Genomic DNA, 22,861 nt, shown 5'->3' with positions numbered 1-22,861 from the left:
AACAAAGCAAAAGCCGTGGAAGTTGAAAGAGAATTTTGCAGAAATAAAGAGGAATTTGGATTTGCCGGGATGATTAGAGGAAAAAGCCGGAGGGTATTTAATGGATATTCAAATAGACCATGAAACCATGGAAGCGTTAAATAAAACCATGGGACCATTAGTTGAAAGGCAAATCTGCAGAGGAGAGTTGACCATGATTAAAAAACAAACGTCGGCAGAACGTCATACATCAGATCTGGGATCGATCCAAAGTGAATACAGCTTTTCGTTTTCCGAATATGAAGACACGGGAAATGAGCATTTCGGCTGTATGCTGGTTCACAACGACAGTACCTTATTACCTGAACATTATGGAAAAGACTGGCCCAATCATGACCTGGAGATCGTAACGATGGTTATCGAAGGAAAAGTCCGCTATACGGACAGCTTAGGAATTGCAGCGGATCTTCCGGAAGGCACTATTCATGTGTTAACCTCCGGAACCGGGGTTACACATTCGGAATCCAATCCCTCAGACCGTGAACCGGCCAGGTACCTGCAGTTCTGGTTTCTCCCAGTCAAGCAAGGACTTGAGCCGCGGGCTCAAAGCTTGACCCTTCAGAACGAGCAGCGTTTTAATCAATTGTTTCCTGCTGTTTCAGGAAGAGGGGAAGATCCCTATTCGCTTCCGATTGCCCAGGATTTAACCCTTTATACTTCCATTTTGGAAACCTCTAAGCAGCTCGACATTGCGGCGCGTGACCGGAGAACCTATATTTTTGTAGTATCAGGGAATGTGGAGGTGGAGTGCGGGGAAGAGGTAATGGATCTGCAGCAGGGAGATTCGCTTAGAATCCGTGAGCCTCTGCCGATCAACATTACGGGAATGTCCAGCGGAGGATGGGCGGAACTGCTCGTCGTAGATATGCCTTGAGCAGGGCTTGGACGAGCGGCGCTCCTCAACCCTCAACCCAAATTAAAAGCTGTCCTGTGTTAGGAAAGTTCGGGTTAATTCCAAACCGAACTCCTATGCGGGACAGCTTTTTTGTGTGATTTCCTCATGAAACTTATTAAGGGAACAAATTATTTGCTGCGAAGTTGTCCCAGTTCGGAAGCGAGCGCTTCAACCTCGGAGATGCTGAGCCGTTCCTTGCTCATCACGATTTCGTAAACCTCTTGAATATCCTCATAACGGTCCACTGTAAAGGCGGATGCCTGCATAGCAGCGCCGGTTGCCATTCTCAGTTTGTTTTTAATTGCTTCAATCATATATTCCACATTTTCCTGCGTTTTCTGACTCAAATCCATAAGGCACATCCTTTCCCAGATCGGGTAATCTTCCCGTATTGTAACATGTCGTGTACAGGGATTCACGTTTTTTAAACGGATTTTGTACTCGGCTTGGGAATTGGGGTACAATCAGATCAATAAGAGCTAAGGAGCAACCAATATGTCTATAAACCGCTTGTTTGGCGGGCGGGAACCCAAGCTGGAGGCGGCTGTAAGAACCCGGATGAACGGCGGGGAGTTAAGAAGCTTCTTCCAAGGAATAGCTGCGGAACATGCGCTGGATGATCTTCAATTTGTCTGTATCGGTACGGACCGATCGTCCGGAGATGCTTTAGGACCTTTGACTGGCAGCAGGCTCCAGGCCTACGGCATAAATGCGGTAACAGGAACCTTATCTGATCCTTGCGATGCGGAAACGCTGCTTGCCAAGATGAGGGAGCTGCCGGAAGGGAAGATACGTATTGCAGTCGATGCCTGTCTTGGCGCTGAGTCGTCTGTCGGTTTCTATCTGGTCGCTCAGGCACCGCTAATGCCAGCGGAGTCGGTAGGTCTTCGCCTCCCGCCTATAGGGGATTACAGCATAGCCGCTGTTGTAAACAGGAAAAGTCCCAAACCTTATCACACGCTGCAAACCACTTCCCTGCACCTTGTGATGCAGATGGCAGATGAAATTGCGGCTGCTGCTGCGGCTGCTTTCGGGCGGATTTGAGCAGACCCGTTTCAGAGACCAAGCAATTGGCTTAATAGTAGGTAATGTTTGAATTATTTTGATTTATACAAGAAAGAAGGTTGGAATCATGGAGAAAACATCGGTTAACGGCTTGAATATAGCTTATGAGGATCGCGGAGAAGGAGAAGTTATGGTTCTGCTGCACGGCTTCTGCGGCAGTGCCGGTTATTGGGATACTATTATTTCGGAGCTGAGCAAACAGTATCGTTGTCTGGTCCCTGATCTGCGCGGCCATGGTTCCAGCGATGCGCCTCTTGGCTCTTACACGATTGAGCAAATGGCCGAGGATGTAAAGGGGCTTCTTGAGAAGCTGGAGATCAGCTCCTGCACGATGCTGGGTCATTCGATGGGCGGTTATGTCACTTTAGCTTTTGCCCAGCATTATCCGGCTTATTTGAAAGGGTTTGGACTTATTCACTCCACGGCTTACCCCGATAGCGAGGAAGCCAAAGAGAAACGGCTGAAGGCAGCGGCCGCTGTTCAAGCCGGTATTACCGATTTTATTGATGGTCTTGTGCCGGGATTATTTGCTCCGGATCATGTGGACACGATGGTCGATGCCGTGAACGCCGTCCGCGAAATTGGTTACCGCACACCTCCTCAGGGAGCTGCGGGAGCGGCTCTGGCCATGCGCGAACGTGTGGATCGCAGAGATGTATTGTCCTCCACAACGCTGCCGGTGCTCCTCGTCGCCGGTGAGAAGGATCAAGTGGTGCCGATGGAACGGACCTTTACGGCAGATGGAGCCAACATCACGAAGTCGGTGCTTAAAGGTGCAGGCCATATGAGCATGTACGAAACACCTGAACAGCTGCTGGCCGTTATTTCTGATTTCGCTCGCAGCATCTATGAAACGGATAAGGCCGGGCGGTAAGGCTAGCAGCTAGACTGAATGAAAAGGCGGAGTGTTCAGGACGAATGTCAGGCTGAATGCTTCGGCTGAATTCCTTGGCTAATGCCCAGGCTAAATGCGGAGATCTTCGATCCGGCAGCCAGCTGGAGCTGTTAAGCTGCTTGTTATGCACAGGCTTCTCTTGGGAGAAGCCTGTTTTTTATGCCGCGGAGAAATGGGTAGAAGAGGTCTTGTAGCGAAGGCTTCACATGCGGAATGGCAAAGGGAAGCTAAATGACTTACAATTTGTATACAACCGTTTGTATCTGCAAAATCCGACTTTTAACCCATTTTAAAATAAGCGGCGGGAGGCCATAACATGCTTAGAAGAGATTATTTGGTCCGTATGATCGAAGATATGACGGAAGCGGTGGGGGCCATCTTCGGTTTGAAGCAGCAGAAGAAGCACACGGAAGCCTTGTGGGAGGTGGATGACTTGTTCAAGAGGCATTTCCGCCTGAACAGTCAGCTGCTGAATTCCTTATCCGTCAAAGATATTATTGATATGTTCCGGCTTGGCGATAAAGTGGAGGCGGATAAACTGCAAAGCATGGCCAGGCTGATGAAGGAAGAAGGCCTGATTTACCTGGATTTGAATAATAACGACGAAGGCTTGAAACGCCTGATGAAAGCTCTCCACCTGTTTGTCTATTCGGTCTTTCATGGAGCAGACAAGGAGCTGTGGAGCGTGGATAAAGAGGTAAGCGAGGTGCTGGAAGCCGTCAAAGGCTACCGGCTGCCCGCGGAAACGGAGAAGCTGCTGTTTCGTTATGAGGAGCAGGAGCAGCGCTTTGACAAAGCGGAGGACTGTCTGTTCCGGCTTCGTAAGGACGGGGAGATCGGCAAAGAGGAGGCAGCTGCTTATTACCAAAGGCTGCTTCAACTCGATGATGAAACCCTGGAACGCGGAGGACTGCCGCGAGAGGAAGTGCTGGAAGGACTGGAATTGGTAAGCGGGGAAAAGGAAGCCTCTTCTAACGTTTAGTAGTAACGGTTAGCAATGACAGTTAGCGATTACGGTTGGCGGTTCGATAATGGCTAGTACCTGCCAATCTGCCGGGGCACTTCATGGAAGAGGGTTGGCACAGCTTCGGTGTTTGATTATTTGAGGGAAAAGTTGTTAATCCGGAGGAGGAAGCCAAATGGAATTATATATCGTAGATGCCTTTAGCTCGCGTCCGTTCGGTGGCAATCCCGCTGCCGTTTGTGTTTGCGAACAGCCGCTTGAGACGGCTGTCATGCAGCAGATCGCCCGGGAGATGAACCTGTCAGAGACGGCTTTTCTAACCAAAGTAGAAGACGGTTACCGGCTGCGCTGGTTTACGCCGGCGGCGGAAGTGAAGCTTTGCGGTCATGCTACACTGGCAAGTGCCCATATTTTATGGGAAACAGGCCGGCTTGGGGCTGGGGAGGAGGCTCGCTTCCTGACGCTCAGCGGTTTGCTGACGGCACGTAAGCAGGGCAGTCTGATCGAGCTGAATTTTCCTGCGCATCATCCTGTAGAGGAAACCCGGCCGGATTTAAAGCAGCAGCTCTCGGCAGCTCTCGGGATCAACGTGGACAACCTTCAGGTTCTTTACCGGTATGGGGAAGACCTGCTTGCAGTCTTGGATTCCGAGCAAACCGTACGCAGCCTGGAGCCGGATTTTAACGCGCTGCACGGTATCGAAACCCGCGGCATTGCTGTTACTGCTGCAGGGGAAGGACGAGGCGGCGAGGCTAACACTGAAAATACTGCAAATATTGCGAATGGCGCAAATATCGAAAATACTACGAATACTGTGAATAGCGTTAATGCTGCAAGTTCCGCGAACTCCGGGACCCCCGAGAACCCCGTAGATCCTTCAAGCGGCACCGGTTATGACTGCGTTTCCCGTTTTTTCTGCCCGGCCGTAGGTATTCAGGAAGATCCCGTCACGGGTTCAGCTCATTGCGGAATTGCCCCGTATTGGTCTACAAAACTTGGAAAAAGTAAACTTAAAGCATTCCAGGCCTCCGCACGGGGCGGAGAGTTGGAGCTTGAAGTCGATGGAGACAGAGTGAAGATAGCGGGACCGGCGGTCACAGTGCTGCGCGGCAAGCTGGACGACTCTTGTTTAACAGCCTGCTAACGGATAAGCCCCCCCGGAACTCGTAATAAATTGAAGAATGAATGAAAGAAAGGTAGCGTAATTTATGGAATCTCTACGAAAGCTCGTTCAGGATATGGTGGCAGCGGGAACCGGTCAGGCCGGTCTTATTTCGGCCACGCTCAGTCAGCGCCGCAGCAAAGGGGACGGTCAGGACTATACGAAAGTGCAGATCAAGCCTGTTGAGCTGAAAGGCAAACTGCATTATCAGCTGGCCTATCATTATGCGAACAAAGTGACACACGACAATCTGCTGCCGGAGCTGCTGGAGGACCGCCTGATGGAGCTGTTTGAAACCACCTTCCGTCAAGGGCTGTTTAATACGGCGGAGGCGGATTATCAGGTGCTGATCAGCAAGAAGTTCAAAGTATCGATCCTCAAGAAACCGGCCACCAAGCAGTCAGCCGTGCTTAGCCATAACCGGAAGAAGCAATACATTCTGGAAGAAGGGACGCCCGTTCCTTTTCTGGTTGAGCTTGGCATTATGAGTCCGGAAGGCCGGGTGTTTGCAAAGCGCTACGATAAGTACAAGCAGATTAACCGTTTCCTGGAGATGATCGAAGACGTGGCCGGCGACCTGCCCCAAGGGCGTCCGCTGACGATCGTCGACTTTGGCTGCGGTAAATCGTACCTGACTTTCGCTTTGTATCATTATTTGTCGGTCGAACGCGGCATGGAGCTGAAGGTTGTCGGATTGGATCTGAAAGCCGATGTCATCGAACACTGCAGTTTGCTGGCGAGCAAACTCGAATACAACAACCTGCGGTTTCTTGTCGGCGACATTGCAGACTATGACGAATTAAACCGCGTCGATATGGTTGTGACGCTTCATGCCTGCGATACAGCGACGGATGCTGCGCTGGAGAAAGCCGTTCGCTGGGGCGCTTCAGTCATTCTGTCCGTCCCTTGCTGCCAGCATGAGCTGTTCAGCCAGGTGGATGCGCCGGAGCTTGGGCCGCTGCTGTCGCACGGCATTCTCAAAGAGCGGTTCTCTGCGCTGGCAACCGATGCGATCCGCGCCAAGCTGCTGGATGTTCTCGGGTATAAAACCCAGCTGCTTGAGTTTATCGATATGGAGCATACGCCAAAAAATATTATGATCCGCGCCGTCAAAGGCTCATCCGGTGATAAAGTCCGCTTGTGGCAGGAATATTCAGCCTTCAGGAGCTTTCTCAGCGCTTCTCCTTACCTGGAGAACGCGTGCCGGGATCTGCTTCCGCAGGAAGAGAAGATTTAGCCTGGAAGCAGATTGACGGGACTAGCAGGCCTGAACTGACTTAACTGACTTAACTGACTTAACTGACTTAACTGGGCGTTGCTCTTTGCCCCTTTGAAAACTGCCTGCGGCAAGGTGTTTTGTGATTGACGCACTATAAAAAAGCCAACACTGTTAAAGATGGGAAAGCCATCCGACGTGTTGGCTTTTTGGTTTGCAGTTGGACGAAATCATTTGAGTGATGATTGAGGGATCGGAGGAGAAGAGCTTGAGAGCGTATATGAACAGCGGGGGACAAGGGGAAGAGCAAGGTCAACTGCAAGGGAAAGACAAAGGTAAAGAGAAAGGGAAAGAGACAGGGAAAAAGGCCAGAAAAGGCAACAATAAATGGATGACGCTGATTATGGCAGCGGCCTTGACGCTTACGGTTATATGGTCCTGTCTCCAGGCCGGCTTGTATTTCAGCCGCTCGTTGTATTTGCCGGCCTCGGTCTGGTTGACTGGCGCCGCAGCGGTTTTGCTGTGGCAGACGGTTTATGTCCGGACACGGGAGGCGGGAGGGGCGGCGCCCGTGGTGTTACGGGCGATGATGGCAGCCGCCGGTCCGGGAGGCGTGGCGCTGCTGTACGCCCTGCGGCTGGGGGCCTGGCCGCTCTCGATGCAGGGCACCGTGGACGCGGTGCTGCGCTGGAGCTGGCTGGCCGTGCTGGCAGCCGCATTGGCCTGGACGGCCGCCCGGCCCGGCGGCGGCCTGGTGCTGCGTGCTGGGTGGAATCTCACCGGCACAGTGCTTGCGTACACCGCGCTGGCGGCGGTGTACGGACTGGTCCCGCTGCCGCACGCCGTGCTGCGGACCGCGGACAGCGGCACAGCCGCGTTTGGCGCGCGGCTCGGCGGGCTGCTGCAGTACCCGAACACGTTCGGCGCCGTCATGGGCGCCTTCCTGGTGCTGCAGCTGCTGCGCCTTGCGCGGCTCCCCCAAGCCGCCGCCCTTCGCCGGCGGCTTGCCGCCTCAGCCCAGGCACTGCCCTACGGGCTGTGCCTGCTGCTGAGCGAATCCCGCGGCGCCTGGCTCGCCGCGGCGGCCGCCTGGACGGCGGCCGTGCTGACCGCCCGCGGCGAGGCGCGCGGGCGGCTCATCCTGCGCTCCGGCTTGATCCTCGCCGGAGCGCTTATCCTGTACCGCCGCCTCGCCCAGGCGGAGCTAGCGCCTGCTGTGCGGCCCGGGCTGGCCGAGCTCGCGGCGGTGTGGGCGGCGACGCTGCTCGTTCTGGCCGCGCCGCCCCTGGCCAAGTTCAGCGGCTTGAAGATTCAGCCGCTGCAGGCGCTGCTTCACCTATTTCCGCAGCTTTACTGGCTGCCGCGGCGCCTCGCATCCCGCCGCCCGTCCGGGCGAACAGCTGCTGACCGCACCTTATTAACCGGGCTTGTAGCGGGCGCTGTTGTGCTGGCTGCCACGCTAATCCCTTTAGGAGGGGATTCAGCGCAGGCGGCGCTGCGGACCGGCACTTCGACAATAAGCGCAAGGCTGCTGATGTTTCGGGACGCTGTATCTTTGTTCCGTGAGGCTCCTTGGCTGGGGCAAGGGGGCGATGCCTGGCGGTCCGCTTACCGGGGCGTACAGAGTGCTCCTTATGCCGGTTCGGTGATGCACAGCGGCCTTTTGGATATGCTTCTGAACCTTGGCCTAATCGGAGGTGCGGTTTGGCTGGGATGGCTGGTCGTGCAGGGGTACAGGCTGGCAGCCCGGCGGAGTGAGTGGTTTTGGGCTTACCTGATATTGGTCCTGCATGGCTTGGTCGATTTCGATTGGGCTTTCGGTGTATACGGAGTGCTGCTGATCTGGATTGCTGAAGTAGGAAATAGAACGGGAAATAGAAATAGAAATAGAGGCTCTGGATTCTCCCGCAGCTCCCATAGTAGCTGGCACAGGTCCAATAGAGCCGTTGGACCCCGCTACGCCGGAACACGCCCCGAAGCTTTGATCCGCTTTAAATCGGTCAGTCTCAAATCCTTCCACCTCAAAGCCCCCCGCCTCAAAACCGTCAGCCCTCGCGCAGCCGTCATAGCCCTGGCCATATGCTTGCTGGCCGCGGGCTTGTCCGGCTGGCGGCTGATGCTGGCCGATCAGGTTTACCGCCGTGCGGTGACCAGCGGCAGAGAAGCGGCACCGGCAGCGGAGCTGGAGAGGGCGCTGCGGCTGAACCCGTTTCAGCCGCACGTCCGGGCGACGCTTGCCGCCAGGGTTTCGCAGCAGGAGGCTGTCCTGCTGCTGCGCTCGGGGCTGCGCTATAATCCGCGCAGTCCCGAGCTGTACAGCCGGCTGGCCGAGGCTGCCGCCTCCGGAGGGGATGTGAGGGCAGCCGCCTGGTGGGCCGAAGCGCTGCGGCTTGACCGGTTTGATCCGGTCAAGCAGACGGAAGCGCTTCGCAGCCTGACTGCGCTTGCCGGCCACAAGCGCAGTCAGGGGCAGGAGGGCGAGGCGGAGGCGGCCGCCAGGGCCGGACTCTTTTTATATCAGCGCTATATCGCTTTGGATCAAATGATGTCTCGTCCTGAAGGCCGCTCCCTACGTAATGACCGCGGATTCTATGTGACCCGGGAGGCGCAGGAGACAGCCGGCATCTTAAGGAGAGAATGGGGCCAAGTGTTTCGGCCGCAGCTTGAGGGGACAGACGAGATGGAGGATAAGGCGATCCGGCGGCGGAGCTAGTCCGGCAAGGGTTAAGACCCGCAAAATGCCGCCCGGAATGCCAGTTTCAGCTTCTCCTGATCCACTTCCCAGAGCTCGGCCAGTTCTCCGCTGACGGCTTCGTCCCACCAGTCCGCCAGGAGCTTGCGGTTGGATTGATTTTCCCCGATCCAGATCAGGTTGCCGATCACTTTTTTATAATAAAGGGCTTCGCCAGCCTCCATTTTTTCCTCCGGAATATAGATGTTCATTCGTTTCACTGCCCGGTACAGCTCTTTGCTGCAGCTTCTGCGGATTTTGCGCGGGGTTGGCAGTGAGTTCTGATGTTTGGGTTTGGGGCCCTGTAATGGCATAACGACCACTCCTTTCTACTCCCACAGCATATGCGGATCCGCCTGCAACGGTACCGCCTGCGCAAAGTAGAATGCATGTCCGCTCTTGTGCTAGAATAGACTGGGAATTGGCGGAAGGTTTAAGACGAGGCAGAGCCACCGTGCCGCCCATTCAATAAAGCATTTGCAGTTTTGTTCTAGTAGGTTAAACAAAGAATATTTACGGAGAGTGAGGGCCAACTGTGCTATCGGACATTGTAAGCAATCTTCTGCATTGGATTGAAGGGCTTGGCTATTTCGGGATTATGATCGGCCTTATGGTCGAGGTTATTCCGAGTGAAATCGTATTGGCTTATGCGGGTTACCTGGTTCACCAAGGGGAAATTTCGTTTGTAGGAGCCGTTATTTTCGGCACGCTGGGAGCCTTGATTGCCCAGATTTTTCTCTACTGGATCGGCCGGTATGGGGGAAGACCTGTGCTGGACAAATACGGCAAATACATTTTCTTGACGAAAAAACATATCGACGCTTCGGAGGCCTGGTTCCTGAAATACGGCTCCGGTATGGTCTTCTTCGCCCGGTTTGTGCCGGTTGCCAGACAAGCGATTTCCATTCCGGCGGGCCTTGCCAAAATGAAGCTGAGCAGGTTTATCCTGCTGACAACGCTTGCCAGCATTCCGTGGAGCATTTTGTTCATCTATTTGGGCAAAATCCTCGGCCAGAATTGGGAGACCATCGACGAGAAGGCCAAGCCTTACCTGATGCCAATTTTACTGGTTGCGCTTGCGCTCCTGATTGTATATGTGCTTATTAAATGGTTTTATTCCAGCAAAAAGAAAGGGGCCTGACCATGAGTCGAAAAAGCAATGTTGCCCACAAGTTCGGCAAAGGGCTGACACCCGCGCAATTTATCGAATCCATGACGCAAAATAAAGAAGCTTTTGTTCAAGGTTATGAACAGTTCGCCTGGCCGGCTGAGGAAGACCGCGAATTTTTCGAAAGTCTGCAGTTTCGTGACGATCTTCGTGTGCTGATTGTGGCTGCGGACTGGTGCGGTGACGTGATCCGAAATATTCCTGTCGTCTTCCGGCTGCTCGAAGCCGCAGAGATTCCGACCGAAGTGCTGATCCTTGAGGAGCATCCGGAAGTAATGGACGAGTATATGACGCTGGGCGGCCGCTCCATCCCGATTGTCATCGTAGCGGATACCGGCGGATCGGTGCTTGCTTTCTGGGGACCACGTCCGAAGCATATCCAGGCGATAATGGCCGAGTTCAAAACCGCGAATCCGGACCGCGAAGTGCCGGGCTGGCAGGAAGGCATGGCCGAAACCCGTCGAAAAATGATCGAAGCCTACGGGGAAGGCACCGCCATCCATCCTGCGGTTGTGTCGGAATTCCGCGAGCTGCTGTCGGGGGTATAAGCTTATGCTAACAATTGACTCATTTGCGCTAGGCGCTCTGCAAACCAATGCATATCTGCTGCAGGGCGAAGAAGAAGGGAAAGCCGTAATTATCGATCCCGGCTCCAACCCGGCTGCGCTGATCCGGCGGATCGAGCATCTGGAGATCGAAGCGATCATTTTGACGCATGCCCATTTCGACCATATTGGCGGCGTCGACCAAATCCGCAAGCTGAAAGGCTGCCCGGTGTACGTCCATCCCTTGGAGGCCGACTGGCTGACCTCGCCTAAATTAAACGGTTCTTTGATGTGGCCGGATGTGACGGAGCCTGTCGCTACGGACGCTGCGGAGTTTGATTTGGGGCATGGCCAGACGCTGACCCTGCTCGGAGAGACGTTTAAGGTTTACCATACGCCGGGGCATTCGCCTGGCAGTGTAAGCTTTTTGTGCGGCAAGCATTTGTTTTCGGGAGATGTGTTGTTCCGTGAAGGCGTAGGCCGGACGGACCTGCCTGGCGGGCGCGAGCGGGATTTGATCGACTCGATTCGTGGTACTTTGTACCGTTTTGAGGATGATGTCAAAGTTTATCCCGGACATGGCCCTCGGACAACCATCGGATATGAACGTGAGCATAATCCGTATGTTCCCGGAATCTAGCGCATAAATTGACGAATCAGGCAAAAAAGTGGTAGACAGCCCTGCTGTCATTTGCTAGGATGGATGTAATTAAATCTACTTAACATTGCGAAGCACGCAAGCTGTTGGAGTTAACTCCCGGTTTGCGTTCTTTTTTTGTTTATAAATGGATTTTTTTGCAAGGGAAGGTGGGCGGACATGGAGCGATTTCATGAATTTGACGGTGCATGGCAGGAGATTTCGGGAAGAAAAGGTCAAAATAGCAATCCTAATAGGGGAACCACTGCCCCTGACATCCCTAGTAGCAGCTATAACAGTAATAGTAACAATAACAATGACGATGATAGTTCTATTAACGAGAGGAGTTTAACCAAGATGGTCGTGATCAATGGCATGGCGGGCACCAAGGATTTGGTGTGCACAGAGAACACGGATAACATGAAGGCTGCAGACGATGAGCAGACAAGCAAGCCGGAGATACTTCGCGAAACGGCCCATTTCTGGAGCCATGTGAAAATGAATGAGGCAGGCATCGAGCAGCCTTGGTTCCAGCGTCTTAACGAACATAGGAAGCGGAGATAAGATGGGCTGCATGCTTTGCAGCCGATTGCATTATACTTTGGATTTGTCATAAACTATGAAAAAGATAGCAGGCTTCCTTGACCTCGGTCTACTATTTTTAGTAGGATATAAATTAATAAAAATAAGTCATATTTCAGGGAGGTAGACGATGCTTCGTTTGGGAGAGAGAATTGTTATCGTCGATGATGCTTTCGAGCAGAATCTTCCTGTTGGGGAATACGGCTACATCATTGCTTATGACCGTAATCCGGATAATGCGTTTGATTACGTTATCCGCTTGCCTAAAGCGGGTCGGAATTTTTTTGTTCCAGCAAGCGACATTGAGTCCGAGGAACAATTGATTAAGCAGGAAGTAGATCGGGTAGAACGCGAAGCGCTTTTGGATTTCGCATTGGCCACTCATAACGAGAAGCTTTTTTTTCAAATTATGAACGGTGATGCTGAGCAGCCGGAGGCACAAGAACCAACACAGGAAGCGATGTCCACAGCAGATTTTATCAAACAGGTAAATTTGCGGGCTTGGATTTAAGTAAAGCCGGAGCAGCGGTAATGCCGCTGACCGGCTTTTTTTATTTGGATAGGGTGACGTGCGGACGGGTGGGGTATTATAGTGCAGGTTCGGCATCAAACAGAATTGTGGAGTTACACTGCCAGCGGCAATTGTGCATTAGCCAGTCCATGTTTGAGTGTCCTTTTTTAGTGAAAAATGCCCCGTTCTAGTTCGTGCCCCTGTTCATACTCTATTCGCACCTCTGCTTTTACCCTTAGCCTCTGTTTAAGCTCATGTTCCTGGTCATATTTACCTTCATATCTCTTAAGTGCCTGCCCTTGTTCATACCTTTATGCCCATCGCATCTTATGTTCCCTGTCTTCATTGCCCGGTTCCGGCCCCGCTTGTATCCTCTAATGCCGTTGCTATACGCTCACCGACTTAATTTATCCCGGTACTCTTTCGCTTTACCGGATTGAATTGCGGTTTTTTCTGCAATATAATTTTAAACAGTCTTAAGGTCTGATAGAATGAGTTTATTACGCAAAAAACGAAAGGGGCGGCCTATATGTCTATTCAGGCTAAAGACGTCCAGCATGTTGCCAAGCTGGCCCGTCTAAATCTGACGAATGAAGAGCAGGAGAAGTTCACGGAACAGCTGAACGCGATTTTACAATATGCGGAGAAGTTAAACGAACTGGATACGGAAAATGTGCAACCGACCACCCACGTGCTGCATCTCAGCAACGTTATGCGTGACGACGTGGTCCAGGAAAGTCTTCCGGCGGAAAAGGTATTCCGCAATGCGCCGGAGGAAGAAGACGGACAATTTAAGGTGCCAGCCGTACTGGAATAGATATGCAGCGCCTTGGCAAAGCAGCAGTCATCAGATATTAGGAGGGAAAGGCATTGACGTTATTTGATTTAAGGCTCCAGGAGCTCCATGACCGGCTTCACGGCAAGGAACTGTCCGTGGCCGATCTGGTTGGAGAGGCTTTCTCCGCAATTAAAGAACGGGACGAGCGTGTCCAGGCATACCTCACTTTAAATGAAGAGAATGCCAGACAAACCGCAGCCAAGCTGGATGAGAAGCTGGTCAAAGGCGAAGCGCGCGGCCTATTGTTCGGTCTGCCTGTCGGAATTAAGGACAACATGGTGACCGAAGGTTTGCGCACGACCTGTGCGAGCCAATTCCTCAAAAATTACGACCCGATTTACGACGCAACCGTCGTGTCCAAGCTGAAAGCAGCTGACGCCGTTACGGTCGGCAAGCTGAACATGGACGAGTTCGCCATGGGCGGCTCCAACGAGAATTCCAGCTTCCAGGTGACCCGCAACCCTTGGGATTTGACGCGTGTTCCCGGCGGCAGCAGCGGCGGTTCCGCAGCGGCCGTAGCATCCGGACAAGCTTATTTCACATTGGGCTCCGATACAGGCGGTTCGATCCGTCAGCCGGCATCCTACTGCGGTGTAGTTGGACTCAAGCCTACATACGGCCGCGTTTCCCGTTTTGGGCTTGTCGCGTTTGCGTCCTCTCTGGACCAAATCGGTCCGATCACCAAAAACGTCGAAGACGCAGCGTACGTCCTGCAGGCCATCGCCGGTTATGACACTAAAGATTCAACGTCCGCTAATGTCGATTTGCCTGACTTTGTCAGCGCGCTCACCGGAGACGTGAAAGGCCTTCGCATTGCCGTGCCGAAGGAATATCTGGACGGCGTAGATCCGAAGGTTAAAGCCTCCGTCATGGACGCGCTTAAGACACTTGAATCCCTTGGCGCAACTTGGGAGGAGGTTTCCCTGCCGCATACGGAATACGCGGTGGCCGCTTATTATTTGCTGGCTTCCTCTGAAGCTTCCTCCAACCTGTCCCGGTTCGACGGGGTCAGATACGGCGTTCGCGCCGACAGCAGCAACCTGCTGGAGCTGTATCACGAGTCCAGAAGCCAAGGCTTTGGTCCGGAAGTGAAACGCCGGATTATGCTCGGGACCTATGCGCTCAGCTCGGGTTACTATGACGCTTATTATTTGAAAGCACAGAAAGTCCGTACGCTGATCAAGCAGGATTTTGACCAAACGTTTGAAAAATTCGACGTCATCATCGGGCCTACAGCCCCGACGACGGCTTTCCCGATCGGCTCCCAGGTAGACGACCCGCTCACGATGTATCTGAACGACATCCTGACCATTCCGGTCAGCTTGGCTGGGGTTCCTGCCATCAGCGTGCCTTGCGGTTTCGCGGACGGACTGCCTGTCGGCCTGCAAATCATCGGCAAAGCGTTCGACGAAAGCACAGTGCTGCGCACCGCGCATGCCTTTGAAATTCATACGGAGCACCATAAGCGGCGCCCGTCGCTTTAAGTGGAGTAGGAGGTTCTTATGTCAACATCCAAATATGAAACTGTCATCGGGCTGGAAGTGCACGTGGAGCTGCATACGAAGAGTAAAATCTTCTGCGGATGCTCCACCGAATTCGGCGCGCCGCCCAACAGCCATACCTGTCCGGTCTGTCTTGGCCACCCCGGCGTTCTGCCGGTGCTGAACCGTCAGGCCGTCGATTATGCGATGAAAGCCGCCATGGCCCTGAACTGCGAAATCGGTGACGTCAGCAAATTTGACCGGAAAAACTATTTCTATCCCGATTCGCCGAAAGCTTATCAGATTTCCCAGTTTGATCAGCCGATCGGCCTGAACGGGTATATCGACATTGAAGTGGACGGCAAAACCAAACGCATCGGCATTACCCGCCTGCATTTGGAGGAAGACGCCGGCAAGCTGACGCACGTGGACGGCGGTTACGCTTCACTGGTCGACTTCAACCGCGTCGGCACGCCGCTTGTTGAGATCGTGTCCGAGCCGGACATCTCCTCGCCGGAAGAAGCCCGCGCTTATCTGGAGAAGCTGCGCGCCATCATGCAGTACTGCGATGTCTCCGATGTGAAGATGGAGGAAGGCTCGCTGCGCTGCGACGCGAACATCAGCCTTCGCCCGCACGGCCAGAAGGAGCTTGGCACCAAAGCCGAGCTGAAAAATATGAACTCCTTCCGCGGCGTACAGCGCGGCCTGGAGTACGAACAGCTCCGCCAGGCAGAAATCCTGGACGAAGGCGGACAAGTCGTGCAGGAGACGCGCCGCTGGGACGAAGCCCAGGGCAAAACGCTGACCATGCGCAGCAAAGAAGAAGCGCATGACTACCGGTATTTCCCGGACCCGGACCTGGTCACGCTGCATATCGATGCCGAGTGGAAGGAACGGATCCGCGCTTCCATTCCGGAGCTGCCGGATGCGCGCAAAACCCGCTACACCTCGGAGCTTGGCCTGCCGGACTACGATGCCGGCGTCATTACCTCGTCCAAGCCGCTGGCTGATCTGTTCGAAAGCAGCCTGCAGTCCACATCGGACGCCAAGGCCGTATCAAACTGGATCATGGGCGACCTGCTCGGCTACCTGAACAGCAATAACCTTGAGCTGGCTGACGTCAAACTGACCGGTCAAGGTCTTGGCGAAATGATCGGCCTGATCGAGAAAGGTACGATCAGCTCCAAGATCGCCAAGACGGTCTTCAAAGAAATGCTGCAGAGCGGCAAGCTGCCGCAGCAGATCGTCGAGGAGCAGGGACTCGTGCAAATCAGCGACGAAGGCGCTATTTTGGCAATCGTTCAAGAGGTCATTGCCGCCAATCCGGCTTCGGTAGCGGATTATAAAGCCGGCAAGGAGAAGGCGATCGGCTTCCTGGTCGGTCAAGTCATGAAACAAAGCAAAGGCAAAGCCAACCCTGCCCTGGCCAACAAACTGCTGGTTGAAGCCTTGAAAGAAGCGTAAGCTTTGTATTTTTCAAGGCGGCTTTAACAAAGGGCTTTGACAAGTGGCTCTTATAATCGGCTTTCACGAGGGGCATTCGCAAGCCCGTTTGCAATCGGCTTTATAAAAGCCATCTTCGCAAGCCGCTCTCAGAGCAAACTGAAACCATAAGCAGCAATTTAAGTGTCTCCGCATCAGCGGGGGCACTTTTTTGTTCAAGTGTTTGCTTTTCCAGTAGCTGGATGAGTTTGAAGAACCTTTACGTGTTCCAGATCCTCAGGCATGTTGTATAATCATATATTGTGATTATTTTAATTTAGATCAGAATGGAGGCACCTGAGGTGGCTATGAGCAAATGGCAGTTATTTCTTAAAGCTACCCGGTTTTACTCACTTCCCGTGATGCTGGTTCCCGTCGTTCTGGGAACGGCTGCAGCTTATGTATGGGAGAAGGAGTTTCATCCGGTTTTATTTATTCTTGCGTTTCTGGGGGCGGGAGCGGCCCATCTGTTTTCCAATATGATTAATGATCTGTGGGATTACCGCAACGGGACGGATACGGCGGCCCAGCAGAACTCGGATCTGGTTTCCACCCATTCAGGGCTGCTGACTGGCGGCATTGTATCGGAAAAAGCTTTCGCGGCGCTTACCTGGCTTTTCCTCGCTTTCGCCGTCGTCTGCGGCGTATTGCTTTGTGTGTTCAGCGGCTGGGAGCTGCTTTATTTCGTTGTGGTAGGAGCGCTTATCGCATACTTCTACGTGGCGCCGCCGCTTCGGTTCGGTTACCGGGGAAAAGGCTACAGCGAAGTGGCGATCTTATTCGCCTTCGGCATCATGCCGGTTGCCGGCTCTTATTTTGTACAGACCGGGGAGTTCAGCTTGCGCTCCGTATTGCTGTCCCTGCCGGTCGGAATTTTGACAACGCTGCTGCTGTTTAACCATCATTTTCTGCATTGGCAGAGCGATCGGGAGGTAGGCAAACGGACCTTGGTCGTCGTATGGGGCGAACAGAAAGCGCTTGTGCTTTCCCGAGTGATGACCCTGATGGCTTATGTGTTACTGCTGGTCTGCATCTTCGCCGGCGTACTTCCGTTTTACGCTGTAGTGGCCTTGTTATCGGTGCTGCCGCTTTACCGGGTTTACCGGGGACTTGCCGCGCAAAATCCTTCCGTGGCCTACTTGCCGCTGATGGGCGCTTCGCTGAAAGCTTCGATGTGGTGCGGGATCATCATGTCGGTGGCTCTGCTGCTTGAAAGCCTGATTTGATCGATTCATAAGCCTGCGGGCCGAATCATTCGGTGAACAGCAATTAGCTAATCCAATCCTTATTGACATGACCTCCTTTGATTCCTTGCGGATCTAAGGAGGTTTCATCTTTTTCGTATATGCTGGCTTTCTGAAGCTGGTTACGGTCTATTGTAAAATCGGGTATTATAACCTTATGGCAAGGCCAAACATAGGAGTTGAGTACAGCATGAAAGATCACACTCTCCAGGAGGGCGGAAGCGGGCATACGGAAAAGATGGAGGGACCGGGCGGAGGGGCCAAAACCGTCGGCTTTAAGCCGCGAAGGCGCAAGCTCAAGCTGATATCGGTGCTGCTCACGGCTCTTTTCCCCGGTTTGGGTCATCTCTATTTAAGACAGCTGGGCAAAGGGATAACCCTTATCTATTTTATTTTGATCGATGCCGCCTCACTGGTTTATTTCTCATCCGTAAGGATGCATATTAATGTTCCATTATTGATTCTGCTAGCCATTTTGATACCCGTTATTTATTTCTACAGCATTTATGACGTGCTTCAGTCGACGGATTACTGGAATGCACGACGCAGCGGGACTGCAAGACATAAGCGTACGGCAGCGCAGGCCTTCTGGCGGGGGCTTGGTATGGGAGCGCAGCTGATTGGCGGCGGATTGATCCTGTTTCTGCTCCGACAGCAGCCGGCGTGGCTCAGCAGCTTTATTCAGAATTATGCCGGATATACGGTCGCTGGTTTCTTTCTTGCGGCGGCAGTTCTGCTGTTCATGGGGGAAAACCGGCGCAAGTTCAGACGAACAGGTCGTCTGACGGCGTCGTTGTTCGCGGCAGGCGTTGGCATATTGCTGATTCTCGATCTCAGTTTAAACAGGGACGCCATGCTGCTTTTGCTGAGATGGTGGCCGGTTCTGCTGATCCTGCTTGGTTTTGAAGCTATTTTTAATATGCTGCGGGTTCGGAACAAACGAAGCACAGCCGGAATGGGCCGCATCCGTTTTGATTTAAGAGGGATGCTGCTGACGCTGGCCGCAGCAGTTTCGGTATTTGCGATTACCCAGCAGGACCATTACGTGCAGCTTTGGCAGAAGGTTAGCCTTGATTTAACGGCGGCCAGCATGGAGTTTAGTGAGGAGAAAGGGTACTCCGTAACCAAACCTGCACTTGAAATTCCGCTTCCATCGGAGACCCGCAAGCTGTCCATCAACGGCATTAACGGTAATATTACGATTAGCAGAGAAGCTGTTTTTAATGTTCAAGTGCAGTATAAAGTATATGTGGATTCTGGAAATCTGCAGGAAGCGGCCAGCATTGCTGAGCAGACTCATATAGAAGCGACTGCCGACAGTACGCTGGGCCTTGTAGTGAAAGACGCTGGTTACGGACAGTCCGGCAAACGTCACCCGAAAGTCAACATGAACATAGTGATTCCGTTTAACCGAAGCTTAACGATGAATGTTACGACGACGAATGGCAATCTCTTGGTCAAGAACCTGGCCGCCGATCATGTTGTGCTGGAGACGGGGAACGGTAAAATAGAGCTCCGGAATCTGCAGGGCGAATTCAAAGCGTCCACCTTGAACGGAGACGGTTATATATCCGGATTTCAGGGGGACATTACAATGAACACTCAAGGCGGGAATTTGTCGGCCGACAATATTCAGGGCAAGTTGAAGTTGTCTACGCTGGTTGGCGATATTGCAGTCAGAACGACGTCAGGCGATATCGACGTTAATACAAAGAACGGTAACCTGGACATTGAGGAAGCTCCTAAAAAGCTGGACGCTCAAACCTTAAACGGTATGATCCGGGTGGAATCCAATGTCATTGGCGGAGATTGGAATGTCTACAGCGCAGTAGGTGAACTTCACATCACGCTGCCGGAGCAGGCAGATTATACGCTTGAAGGTTCCAGCGGATACGGCGGGATTGAAACCAATCTGCCGTTCCCGGTTGAGAATAAAACGATAAAGGGCACATGGGGAACCGGCGAATACAAAGTGAATTTGGACGGCAACAGCAACGTATTCATATATAAGGAGGCCATTAATGCTTTGGATCCGCTGCCTGCGCAGGAGTAATCTTTCGGATTCAAAATGCCGCACGGCGTGTTAATTCGAGCCTTTTGTATCCCTGGCTATGCGTTGACAAAAGATTTAACGGAAACGTACAATAAAATTAATCCGATTTTAACTTTTGTAAATTTTTTCGAAAAAGGCGGTGGACATCATGTCTACAAAGGTGCATCATGCCCTGGAGCAGCTGAAAACAAACGGTGTCCGCATCACGCCGCAGCGTCATGCTATACTTTCTTTTTTAATGGAGTCGATGGAGCATCCAACGGCTGATGAGATATATCGCGCGTTATCACCGAAGTTTCCTAATATGAGCGTTGCTACCGTGTATAACAATCTTAAAGTATTTATTGAAGCCAACATGGTACGCGAACTCACCTACGGCGACAGTTCCAGTCGGTTTGACGCGGACGTTTCCGACCATTATCATGTAGTCTGTCAGCAATGCGGCAAGATCAAAGACTTTATGTATTCTTCTTTGCGTGATGTGGAGGAGACCGCTGAACAAGCGACCGGGTTTAAGGTTTACGGGCACCGGCTGGAGCTTTACGGTGTTTGTCAGGAATGTGCGTCAGATAAATAATTATAAATTTACACTCTAAATGTATATAGGTTACAGGTATGTTGAACAAGGACGTGCGGAATTCCCGGTAGGAGTTCTTCGCGTCTTTCTTTTTTATGTAGAGTTAAGAGGCACGGCAATTCTAGTAACGGAAATTAAACTAGTTTATAAATTTAAAATAATACGAATTCATGTAACATTACCTGAATAAACTATTAGTAGAGTTGTTTCTTTTACAAGAGTCGCTCTAGTTTGCTAGGATGTTTAGCGTCAATAACGGAGGTAGTAGCACAAGATGAGCCGCAAAAACAAATGGAGTAGGCGTAATAGTAGGAAGCCGTGGCGCAAGCTGGGCTTGGCGGTTGTTTTTTTGTTATCAGCGTATATAGTCTACCGGATTTTTGTCCCTAGTCACACGCACATTGATCCGGAGTGGAAAGGAATGGACAAGCCGATCTTTTTTGCGGATGAAGTTGAAAGATACTCCGCAGCGGGTACAGGCGCTTCGCTGAGCCTTCCTTTACCGGTCATTCAGGCTAAGATTGACGACGGTGTCCGTTATGAGAAGACGACGGGATCGGTAATCCTGGCGACCGCGGACAAGCTTGTTCGCGTGCAAATCGGCAAACGTCAGGGATCTCTGAATAATGCTGCTTTTAATTTGAACAGCGCTCCTTCCGAGCAAGATGGAGTGGTTTATGTACCGGCCGATCTGCTTGAGCAGGTTTACGGGGTTGAGGTAGAAGAGGACAAACCATCGGGAGCAGTCCGGGTATTTATGCCGGGGGAAAGCATTCAACATGCCGAGGTCAAGCCCGATAAGGCGGGAAGAACCTCACCGCTTCGTTTGGGAGCTTCCATTCACTCGCCGATCTTGACGGATGTGCCGCCGGAAGCCCATGTGCGAATTTTGAACCGGGAAGGCGATTGGTATTATGCCCAGACAGACAGCGGGTATACCGGGTTCATCCGTACCAAACTGGTTAAACCTGGTGAGAAAGACGAGGTTCCGAAACAGGAGCCCAAAGTGCTTCCTGCCGTACAAACCTGGCAGAGCAAGCGGATCAATATGACTTGGGAAGCTGTTTACCAGGTGCCGGCCAATCCTAAGAACATTGGAAGCCTGCCGGGAATCAATGTCGTCAGTCCGACCTGGTTTGAACTAGCGGATGCGAAAGGAAACGTCAACAGCAAGGGTGATGCTAAATATGTAAAATGGGCCCACAGCCAGGGGATGCAGGTGTGGGGTTTGTACAGCAACAGCTTTAGTCCCGAGCTTACGACCGCTGCCTTTGCCACATTTGAAACTCGAACACAGGCGATCAAGCAGCTTGTAGGTTATGCGAAGCAGCTGGATTTGGACGGCATCAACCTTGATTTTGAAAATGTTAAAACAACCGATGGTGACAATATCACACAGTTTGTGAGAGAGCTAAGACCTTTGGCTCGTGCGCAGGGACTTATTGTTTCTATGGATGTGACGCCAAAGTCGGACAGCGAGCTTTGGTCGAAGTTTCTTGACCGCCGTGCCTTGAGCGGCTTGATCGACTATATGGCGCTCATGGCTTATGATGAGCACTGGGCAGCTAGTCCCGTTGCAGGCTCGGTAGCTTCTCTCCCTTGGACGGAAGCCGCGCTGAATAAAATCCTGACGGAAGATGCCGTACCGCCTTCCAAACTGATTTTGGGTGTGCCGCTTTATACGCGCGTTTGGACGGAAACGACCAAAGACGGGAAGACGAAGGTCAGCTCCAAAGCGATCGGTATGAGCAAGGCGCAGAGCATTATTCAACAATATGGACTCAAACCTAAAATGGCCGCTGATACGGGACAAAACTTTGTTCAATATAATGAAGATGGAGCAGTCAAAAAAATATGGCTGGAAGACGAGGACTCCTTATCACAGCGTGTCGCTTTGGTCAAAAGCCTGAGTTTGGCCGGGATTGCCTCTTGGACCAGAAGCTTTGGTTCTGCTGATGCCTGGAAAGTTCTCGGACAGGTTAATGCCTACTAAGCTGGTCATTAAGTTTGTTGAGAGTTGAATGAAGTATTCAATTTCAATTTCCGGTCTCGTTTATATATATGGATAGCATTTCTGGTATCAAGCGCCTGCGGGAGAAACGACATTCGTTTCTCCCGCATTTTTTGTTGGACATAAATAGCAGCAGCGGCCTAAGGAAAGATAGATTGGCATAGAGAAAAAGCAGGAAACTGACACCGGCTGTAGAATTTTTATGTATCGATAGTTTTACGTAGCGACGCCAAACCGTTAGGGAGGGTACCGTGAAACCATTGTTTATTAACGATGAAATAATGAGCCAGCATGCCTGTGGAGCGGTTGGTTTCCGCCACTCTGCAAATGGGATTCATGATGCTATTATGCTTGGCTTTGATTATTTAATTCTTATTGTATGCAAAGATATGGAACACAAACCTGAACCCGAACATGCTCAGATTGGTATGCTTGATTACCAGCTGCTTTATGTAACGAGCAGCGACCTGGAGAATTGGGTCATGACCGGCGAGAATGCCCAACTGCTGAGTTGTTTTTTGCAGGGTGAGATTATATGGGACGAGCGGGAGGAACTGGAACAATTGAGAGGGAAAATTATTGACTTTGAACAAACAGTAAGAGAGAAACGTAAATTTAAAGAGTTTGCCCGCTTCCTGAGATTTTATCATGAAGCTAAAGCTTTGAATCAGAATGGACATTTCTTTGACGCTTATGCGGCTGTGGTTCGAGGACTTCAGCATTTGGGGCGTTTGGAGCTGTTGGAGAGAAATATCCGTGCTGAGG

Annotated in this window: 23 protein-coding genes (1 of these 23 running past the window's edge); 21 read left to right on the top strand and 2 right to left on the bottom strand. The window is 52.1% G+C overall.

What is annotated here, in order from left to right; all coding sequences use genetic code 11:
* Positions 1–193: 193 nt before the first annotated feature.
* Positions 194–913 carry a pirin family protein gene (locus CBE73_RS10615; protein ID WP_157739502.1) on the top strand — a complete coding sequence of 240 codons (720 nt, stop codon included), beginning with the start codon at positions 194–196 and terminating at the stop codon, positions 911–913.
* Positions 914–1,062: 149 nt separating this feature from the next.
* On the opposite strand, the gene CBE73_RS10610 is transcribed toward CBE73_RS10615, so the two are convergent.
* A complete protein-coding gene (locus tag CBE73_RS10610) occupies positions 1,063–1,287 on the bottom strand; it encodes a DUF1128 domain-containing protein (RefSeq protein WP_094094195.1) in 225 nt (74 codons plus the stop codon).
* A gap of 142 nt (positions 1,288–1,429) precedes the next feature.
* Between CBE73_RS10610 and yyaC the strand changes: the two genes are divergently transcribed.
* The 7 genes from yyaC to CBE73_RS10580 all read left to right on the top strand — a co-directional run bounded on the left by yyaC (position 1,430) and on the right by CBE73_RS10580 (position 8,949).
* Positions 1,430–1,978 (top strand): spore protease YyaC, encoded by a 549-nt coding sequence (gene yyaC / locus CBE73_RS10605; protein WP_094094194.1) that lies wholly within the window; start codon positions 1,430–1,432, stop codon positions 1,976–1,978.
* Positions 1,979–2,066: 88 nt separating this feature from the next.
* Complete coding sequence (locus tag CBE73_RS10600) at positions 2,067–2,873, top strand: alpha/beta fold hydrolase (protein ID WP_094094193.1); 807 nt, start codon at positions 2,067–2,069, stop codon at positions 2,871–2,873.
* A 56-nt stretch (positions 2,874–2,929) separates the two neighbouring features.
* Positions 2,930–3,088 (top strand): hypothetical protein, encoded by a 159-nt coding sequence (locus tag CBE73_RS21915; RefSeq protein ID WP_157739500.1) that lies wholly within the window; start codon positions 2,930–2,932, stop codon positions 3,086–3,088.
* A gap of 122 nt (positions 3,089–3,210) precedes the next feature.
* Entirely contained in the window at positions 3,211–3,876 is a 666-nt protein-coding gene (locus tag CBE73_RS10595; protein WP_094094192.1) for a DUF6483 family protein, read from the top strand.
* Positions 3,877–4,033: 157 nt separating this feature from the next.
* A complete protein-coding gene (locus CBE73_RS22410) occupies positions 4,034–5,002 on the top strand; it encodes a PhzF family phenazine biosynthesis protein (RefSeq protein ID WP_229752857.1) in 969 nt (322 codons plus the stop codon).
* 64 nt (positions 5,003–5,066) lie between these two features.
* Positions 5,067–6,257, top strand: coding sequence for a class I SAM-dependent methyltransferase (locus CBE73_RS10585; RefSeq protein ID WP_094094191.1), 1,191 nt, complete (start codon positions 5,067–5,069; stop codon positions 6,255–6,257).
* A gap of 247 nt (positions 6,258–6,504) precedes the next feature.
* A complete protein-coding gene (locus tag CBE73_RS10580) occupies positions 6,505–8,949 on the top strand; it encodes an O-antigen ligase family protein (protein WP_157739498.1) in 2,445 nt (814 codons plus the stop codon).
* Between the two features lie 11 nt (positions 8,950–8,960).
* On the opposite strand, the gene CBE73_RS10575 is transcribed toward CBE73_RS10580, so the two are convergent.
* The gene (locus CBE73_RS10575) at positions 8,961–9,281 is read right to left on the bottom strand and encodes a dehydrogenase (RefSeq protein WP_094094189.1); all 321 of its coding nucleotides are present in this window, start codon (positions 9,279–9,281) and stop codon (positions 8,961–8,963) included.
* Between the two features lie 221 nt (positions 9,282–9,502).
* Here CBE73_RS10575 and uptA point away from each other — a divergent pair, with 221 nt between their 5' ends.
* The 13 genes from uptA to CBE73_RS10510 form a co-directional block, all read left to right on the top strand.
* Complete coding sequence (gene uptA / locus CBE73_RS10570; protein ID WP_483406839.1) at positions 9,503–10,108, top strand: undecaprenyl phosphate transporter UptA; 606 nt, start codon at positions 9,503–9,505, stop codon at positions 10,106–10,108.
* Positions 10,109–10,110: 2 nt separating this feature from the next.
* Positions 10,111–10,683: a thioredoxin family protein gene (locus tag CBE73_RS10565; RefSeq protein ID WP_094094188.1), complete on the top strand. Its 573-nt coding sequence runs from the start codon at positions 10,111–10,113 to the stop codon at positions 10,681–10,683.
* 4 nt (positions 10,684–10,687) lie between these two features.
* Complete coding sequence (locus CBE73_RS10560) at positions 10,688–11,320, top strand: MBL fold metallo-hydrolase (RefSeq protein WP_094094187.1); 633 nt, start codon at positions 10,688–10,690, stop codon at positions 11,318–11,320.
* A gap of 354 nt (positions 11,321–11,674) precedes the next feature.
* On the top strand, positions 11,675–11,881 hold the full coding sequence (locus CBE73_RS21910; protein WP_157739496.1) for a hypothetical protein: 207 nt from the start codon (positions 11,675–11,677) through the stop codon (positions 11,879–11,881).
* Positions 11,882–12,029: 148 nt separating this feature from the next.
* Positions 12,030–12,410 (top strand): ATPase, encoded by a 381-nt coding sequence (locus CBE73_RS10550; protein ID WP_094094185.1) that lies wholly within the window; start codon positions 12,030–12,032, stop codon positions 12,408–12,410.
* A 529-nt stretch (positions 12,411–12,939) separates the two neighbouring features.
* On the top strand, positions 12,940–13,227 hold the full coding sequence (gene gatC / locus CBE73_RS10545) for an Asp-tRNA(Asn)/Glu-tRNA(Gln) amidotransferase subunit GatC (RefSeq protein ID WP_094094184.1): 288 nt from the start codon (positions 12,940–12,942) through the stop codon (positions 13,225–13,227).
* Positions 13,228–13,280: 53 nt separating this feature from the next.
* Positions 13,281–14,732: an Asp-tRNA(Asn)/Glu-tRNA(Gln) amidotransferase subunit GatA gene (gatA, locus tag CBE73_RS10540; RefSeq protein WP_094094183.1), complete on the top strand. Its 1,452-nt coding sequence runs from the start codon at positions 13,281–13,283 to the stop codon at positions 14,730–14,732.
* A gap of 18 nt (positions 14,733–14,750) precedes the next feature.
* A complete protein-coding gene (gene gatB, locus CBE73_RS10535; protein WP_094094182.1) occupies positions 14,751–16,193 on the top strand; it encodes an Asp-tRNA(Asn)/Glu-tRNA(Gln) amidotransferase subunit GatB in 1,443 nt (480 codons plus the stop codon).
* A gap of 326 nt (positions 16,194–16,519) precedes the next feature.
* A complete protein-coding gene (locus tag CBE73_RS10530) occupies positions 16,520–17,437 on the top strand; it encodes a prenyltransferase (RefSeq protein ID WP_094094181.1) in 918 nt (305 codons plus the stop codon).
* A gap of 208 nt (positions 17,438–17,645) precedes the next feature.
* Positions 17,646–19,508: a DUF4097 family beta strand repeat-containing protein gene (locus CBE73_RS10525; protein ID WP_157739494.1), complete on the top strand. Its 1,863-nt coding sequence runs from the start codon at positions 17,646–17,648 to the stop codon at positions 19,506–19,508.
* A gap of 148 nt (positions 19,509–19,656) precedes the next feature.
* Positions 19,657–20,085 (top strand): peroxide-responsive transcriptional repressor PerR, encoded by a 429-nt coding sequence (gene perR, locus CBE73_RS10520; RefSeq protein ID WP_094094179.1) that lies wholly within the window; start codon positions 19,657–19,659, stop codon positions 20,083–20,085.
* 421 nt (positions 20,086–20,506) lie between these two features.
* Positions 20,507–22,078, top strand: a complete 1,572-nt coding sequence (locus tag CBE73_RS10515; protein WP_244905541.1) for a glycosyl hydrolase family 18 protein — start codon at positions 20,507–20,509, stop codon at positions 22,076–22,078.
* Positions 22,079–22,347: 269 nt separating this feature from the next.
* Positions 22,348–22,861, top strand: the 5' portion of a protein-coding gene (locus CBE73_RS10510; RefSeq protein WP_157739492.1) for a nucleotidyltransferase-like protein. 350 nt of this gene lie beyond the right edge of the window; 514 of the gene's 864 nt are visible here — the first part of the coding sequence; its start codon is at positions 22,348–22,350; its stop codon lies beyond the right edge, outside the window.

The organism is Paenibacillus physcomitrellae (genome assembly GCF_002240225.1).
Lineage (GTDB): Bacteria > Bacillota > Bacilli > Paenibacillales > Paenibacillaceae > Fontibacillus > Fontibacillus physcomitrellae.
Note: the sequence above shows the minus strand (reverse complement) of the source record. Positions and strands in the feature narration are given on the sequence as shown.

Coding starts and splice junctions, on each gene's coding strand:
- CBE73_RS10525 (WP_157739494.1), top strand. CDS start 17,646: ATGAAAGATCACACTCTCCAGGAGGGCGGAAGCGGGCATACGGAAAAG.
- gatB (WP_094094182.1), top strand. CDS start 14,751: ATGTCAACATCCAAATATGAAACTGTCATCGGGCTGGAAGTGCACGTG.
- CBE73_RS10595 (WP_094094192.1), top strand. CDS start 3,211: ATGCTTAGAAGAGATTATTTGGTCCGTATGATCGAAGATATGACGGAA.
- CBE73_RS10515 (WP_244905541.1), top strand. CDS start 20,507: ATGGACAAGCCGATCTTTTTTGCGGATGAAGTTGAAAGATACTCCGCA.
- CBE73_RS10565 (WP_094094188.1), top strand. CDS start 10,111: ATGAGTCGAAAAAGCAATGTTGCCCACAAGTTCGGCAAAGGGCTGACA.
- CBE73_RS10560 (WP_094094187.1), top strand. CDS start 10,688: ATGCTAACAATTGACTCATTTGCGCTAGGCGCTCTGCAAACCAATGCA.
- gatC (WP_094094184.1), top strand. CDS start 12,940: ATGTCTATTCAGGCTAAAGACGTCCAGCATGTTGCCAAGCTGGCCCGT.
- CBE73_RS21915 (WP_157739500.1), top strand. CDS start 2,930: ATGCTTCGGCTGAATTCCTTGGCTAATGCCCAGGCTAAATGCGGAGAT.
- CBE73_RS10585 (WP_094094191.1), top strand. CDS start 5,067: ATGGAATCTCTACGAAAGCTCGTTCAGGATATGGTGGCAGCGGGAACC.
- CBE73_RS10550 (WP_094094185.1), top strand. CDS start 12,030: ATGCTTCGTTTGGGAGAGAGAATTGTTATCGTCGATGATGCTTTCGAG.
- perR (WP_094094179.1), top strand. CDS start 19,657: ATGTCTACAAAGGTGCATCATGCCCTGGAGCAGCTGAAAACAAACGGT.
- CBE73_RS22410 (WP_229752857.1), top strand. CDS start 4,034: ATGGAATTATATATCGTAGATGCCTTTAGCTCGCGTCCGTTCGGTGGC.
- CBE73_RS21910 (WP_157739496.1), top strand. CDS start 11,675: ATGGTCGTGATCAATGGCATGGCGGGCACCAAGGATTTGGTGTGCACA.
- yyaC (WP_094094194.1), top strand. CDS start 1,430: ATGTCTATAAACCGCTTGTTTGGCGGGCGGGAACCCAAGCTGGAGGCG.
- CBE73_RS10575 (WP_094094189.1), bottom strand. CDS start 9,281: ATGCCATTACAGGGCCCCAAACCCAAACATCAGAACTCACTGCCAACC.
- CBE73_RS10615 (WP_157739502.1), top strand. CDS start 194: ATGATTAAAAAACAAACGTCGGCAGAACGTCATACATCAGATCTGGGA.
- CBE73_RS10610 (WP_094094195.1), bottom strand. CDS start 1,287: ATGGATTTGAGTCAGAAAACGCAGGAAAATGTGGAATATATGATTGAA.
- CBE73_RS10530 (WP_094094181.1), top strand. CDS start 16,520: ATGAGCAAATGGCAGTTATTTCTTAAAGCTACCCGGTTTTACTCACTT.
- CBE73_RS10600 (WP_094094193.1), top strand. CDS start 2,067: ATGGAGAAAACATCGGTTAACGGCTTGAATATAGCTTATGAGGATCGC.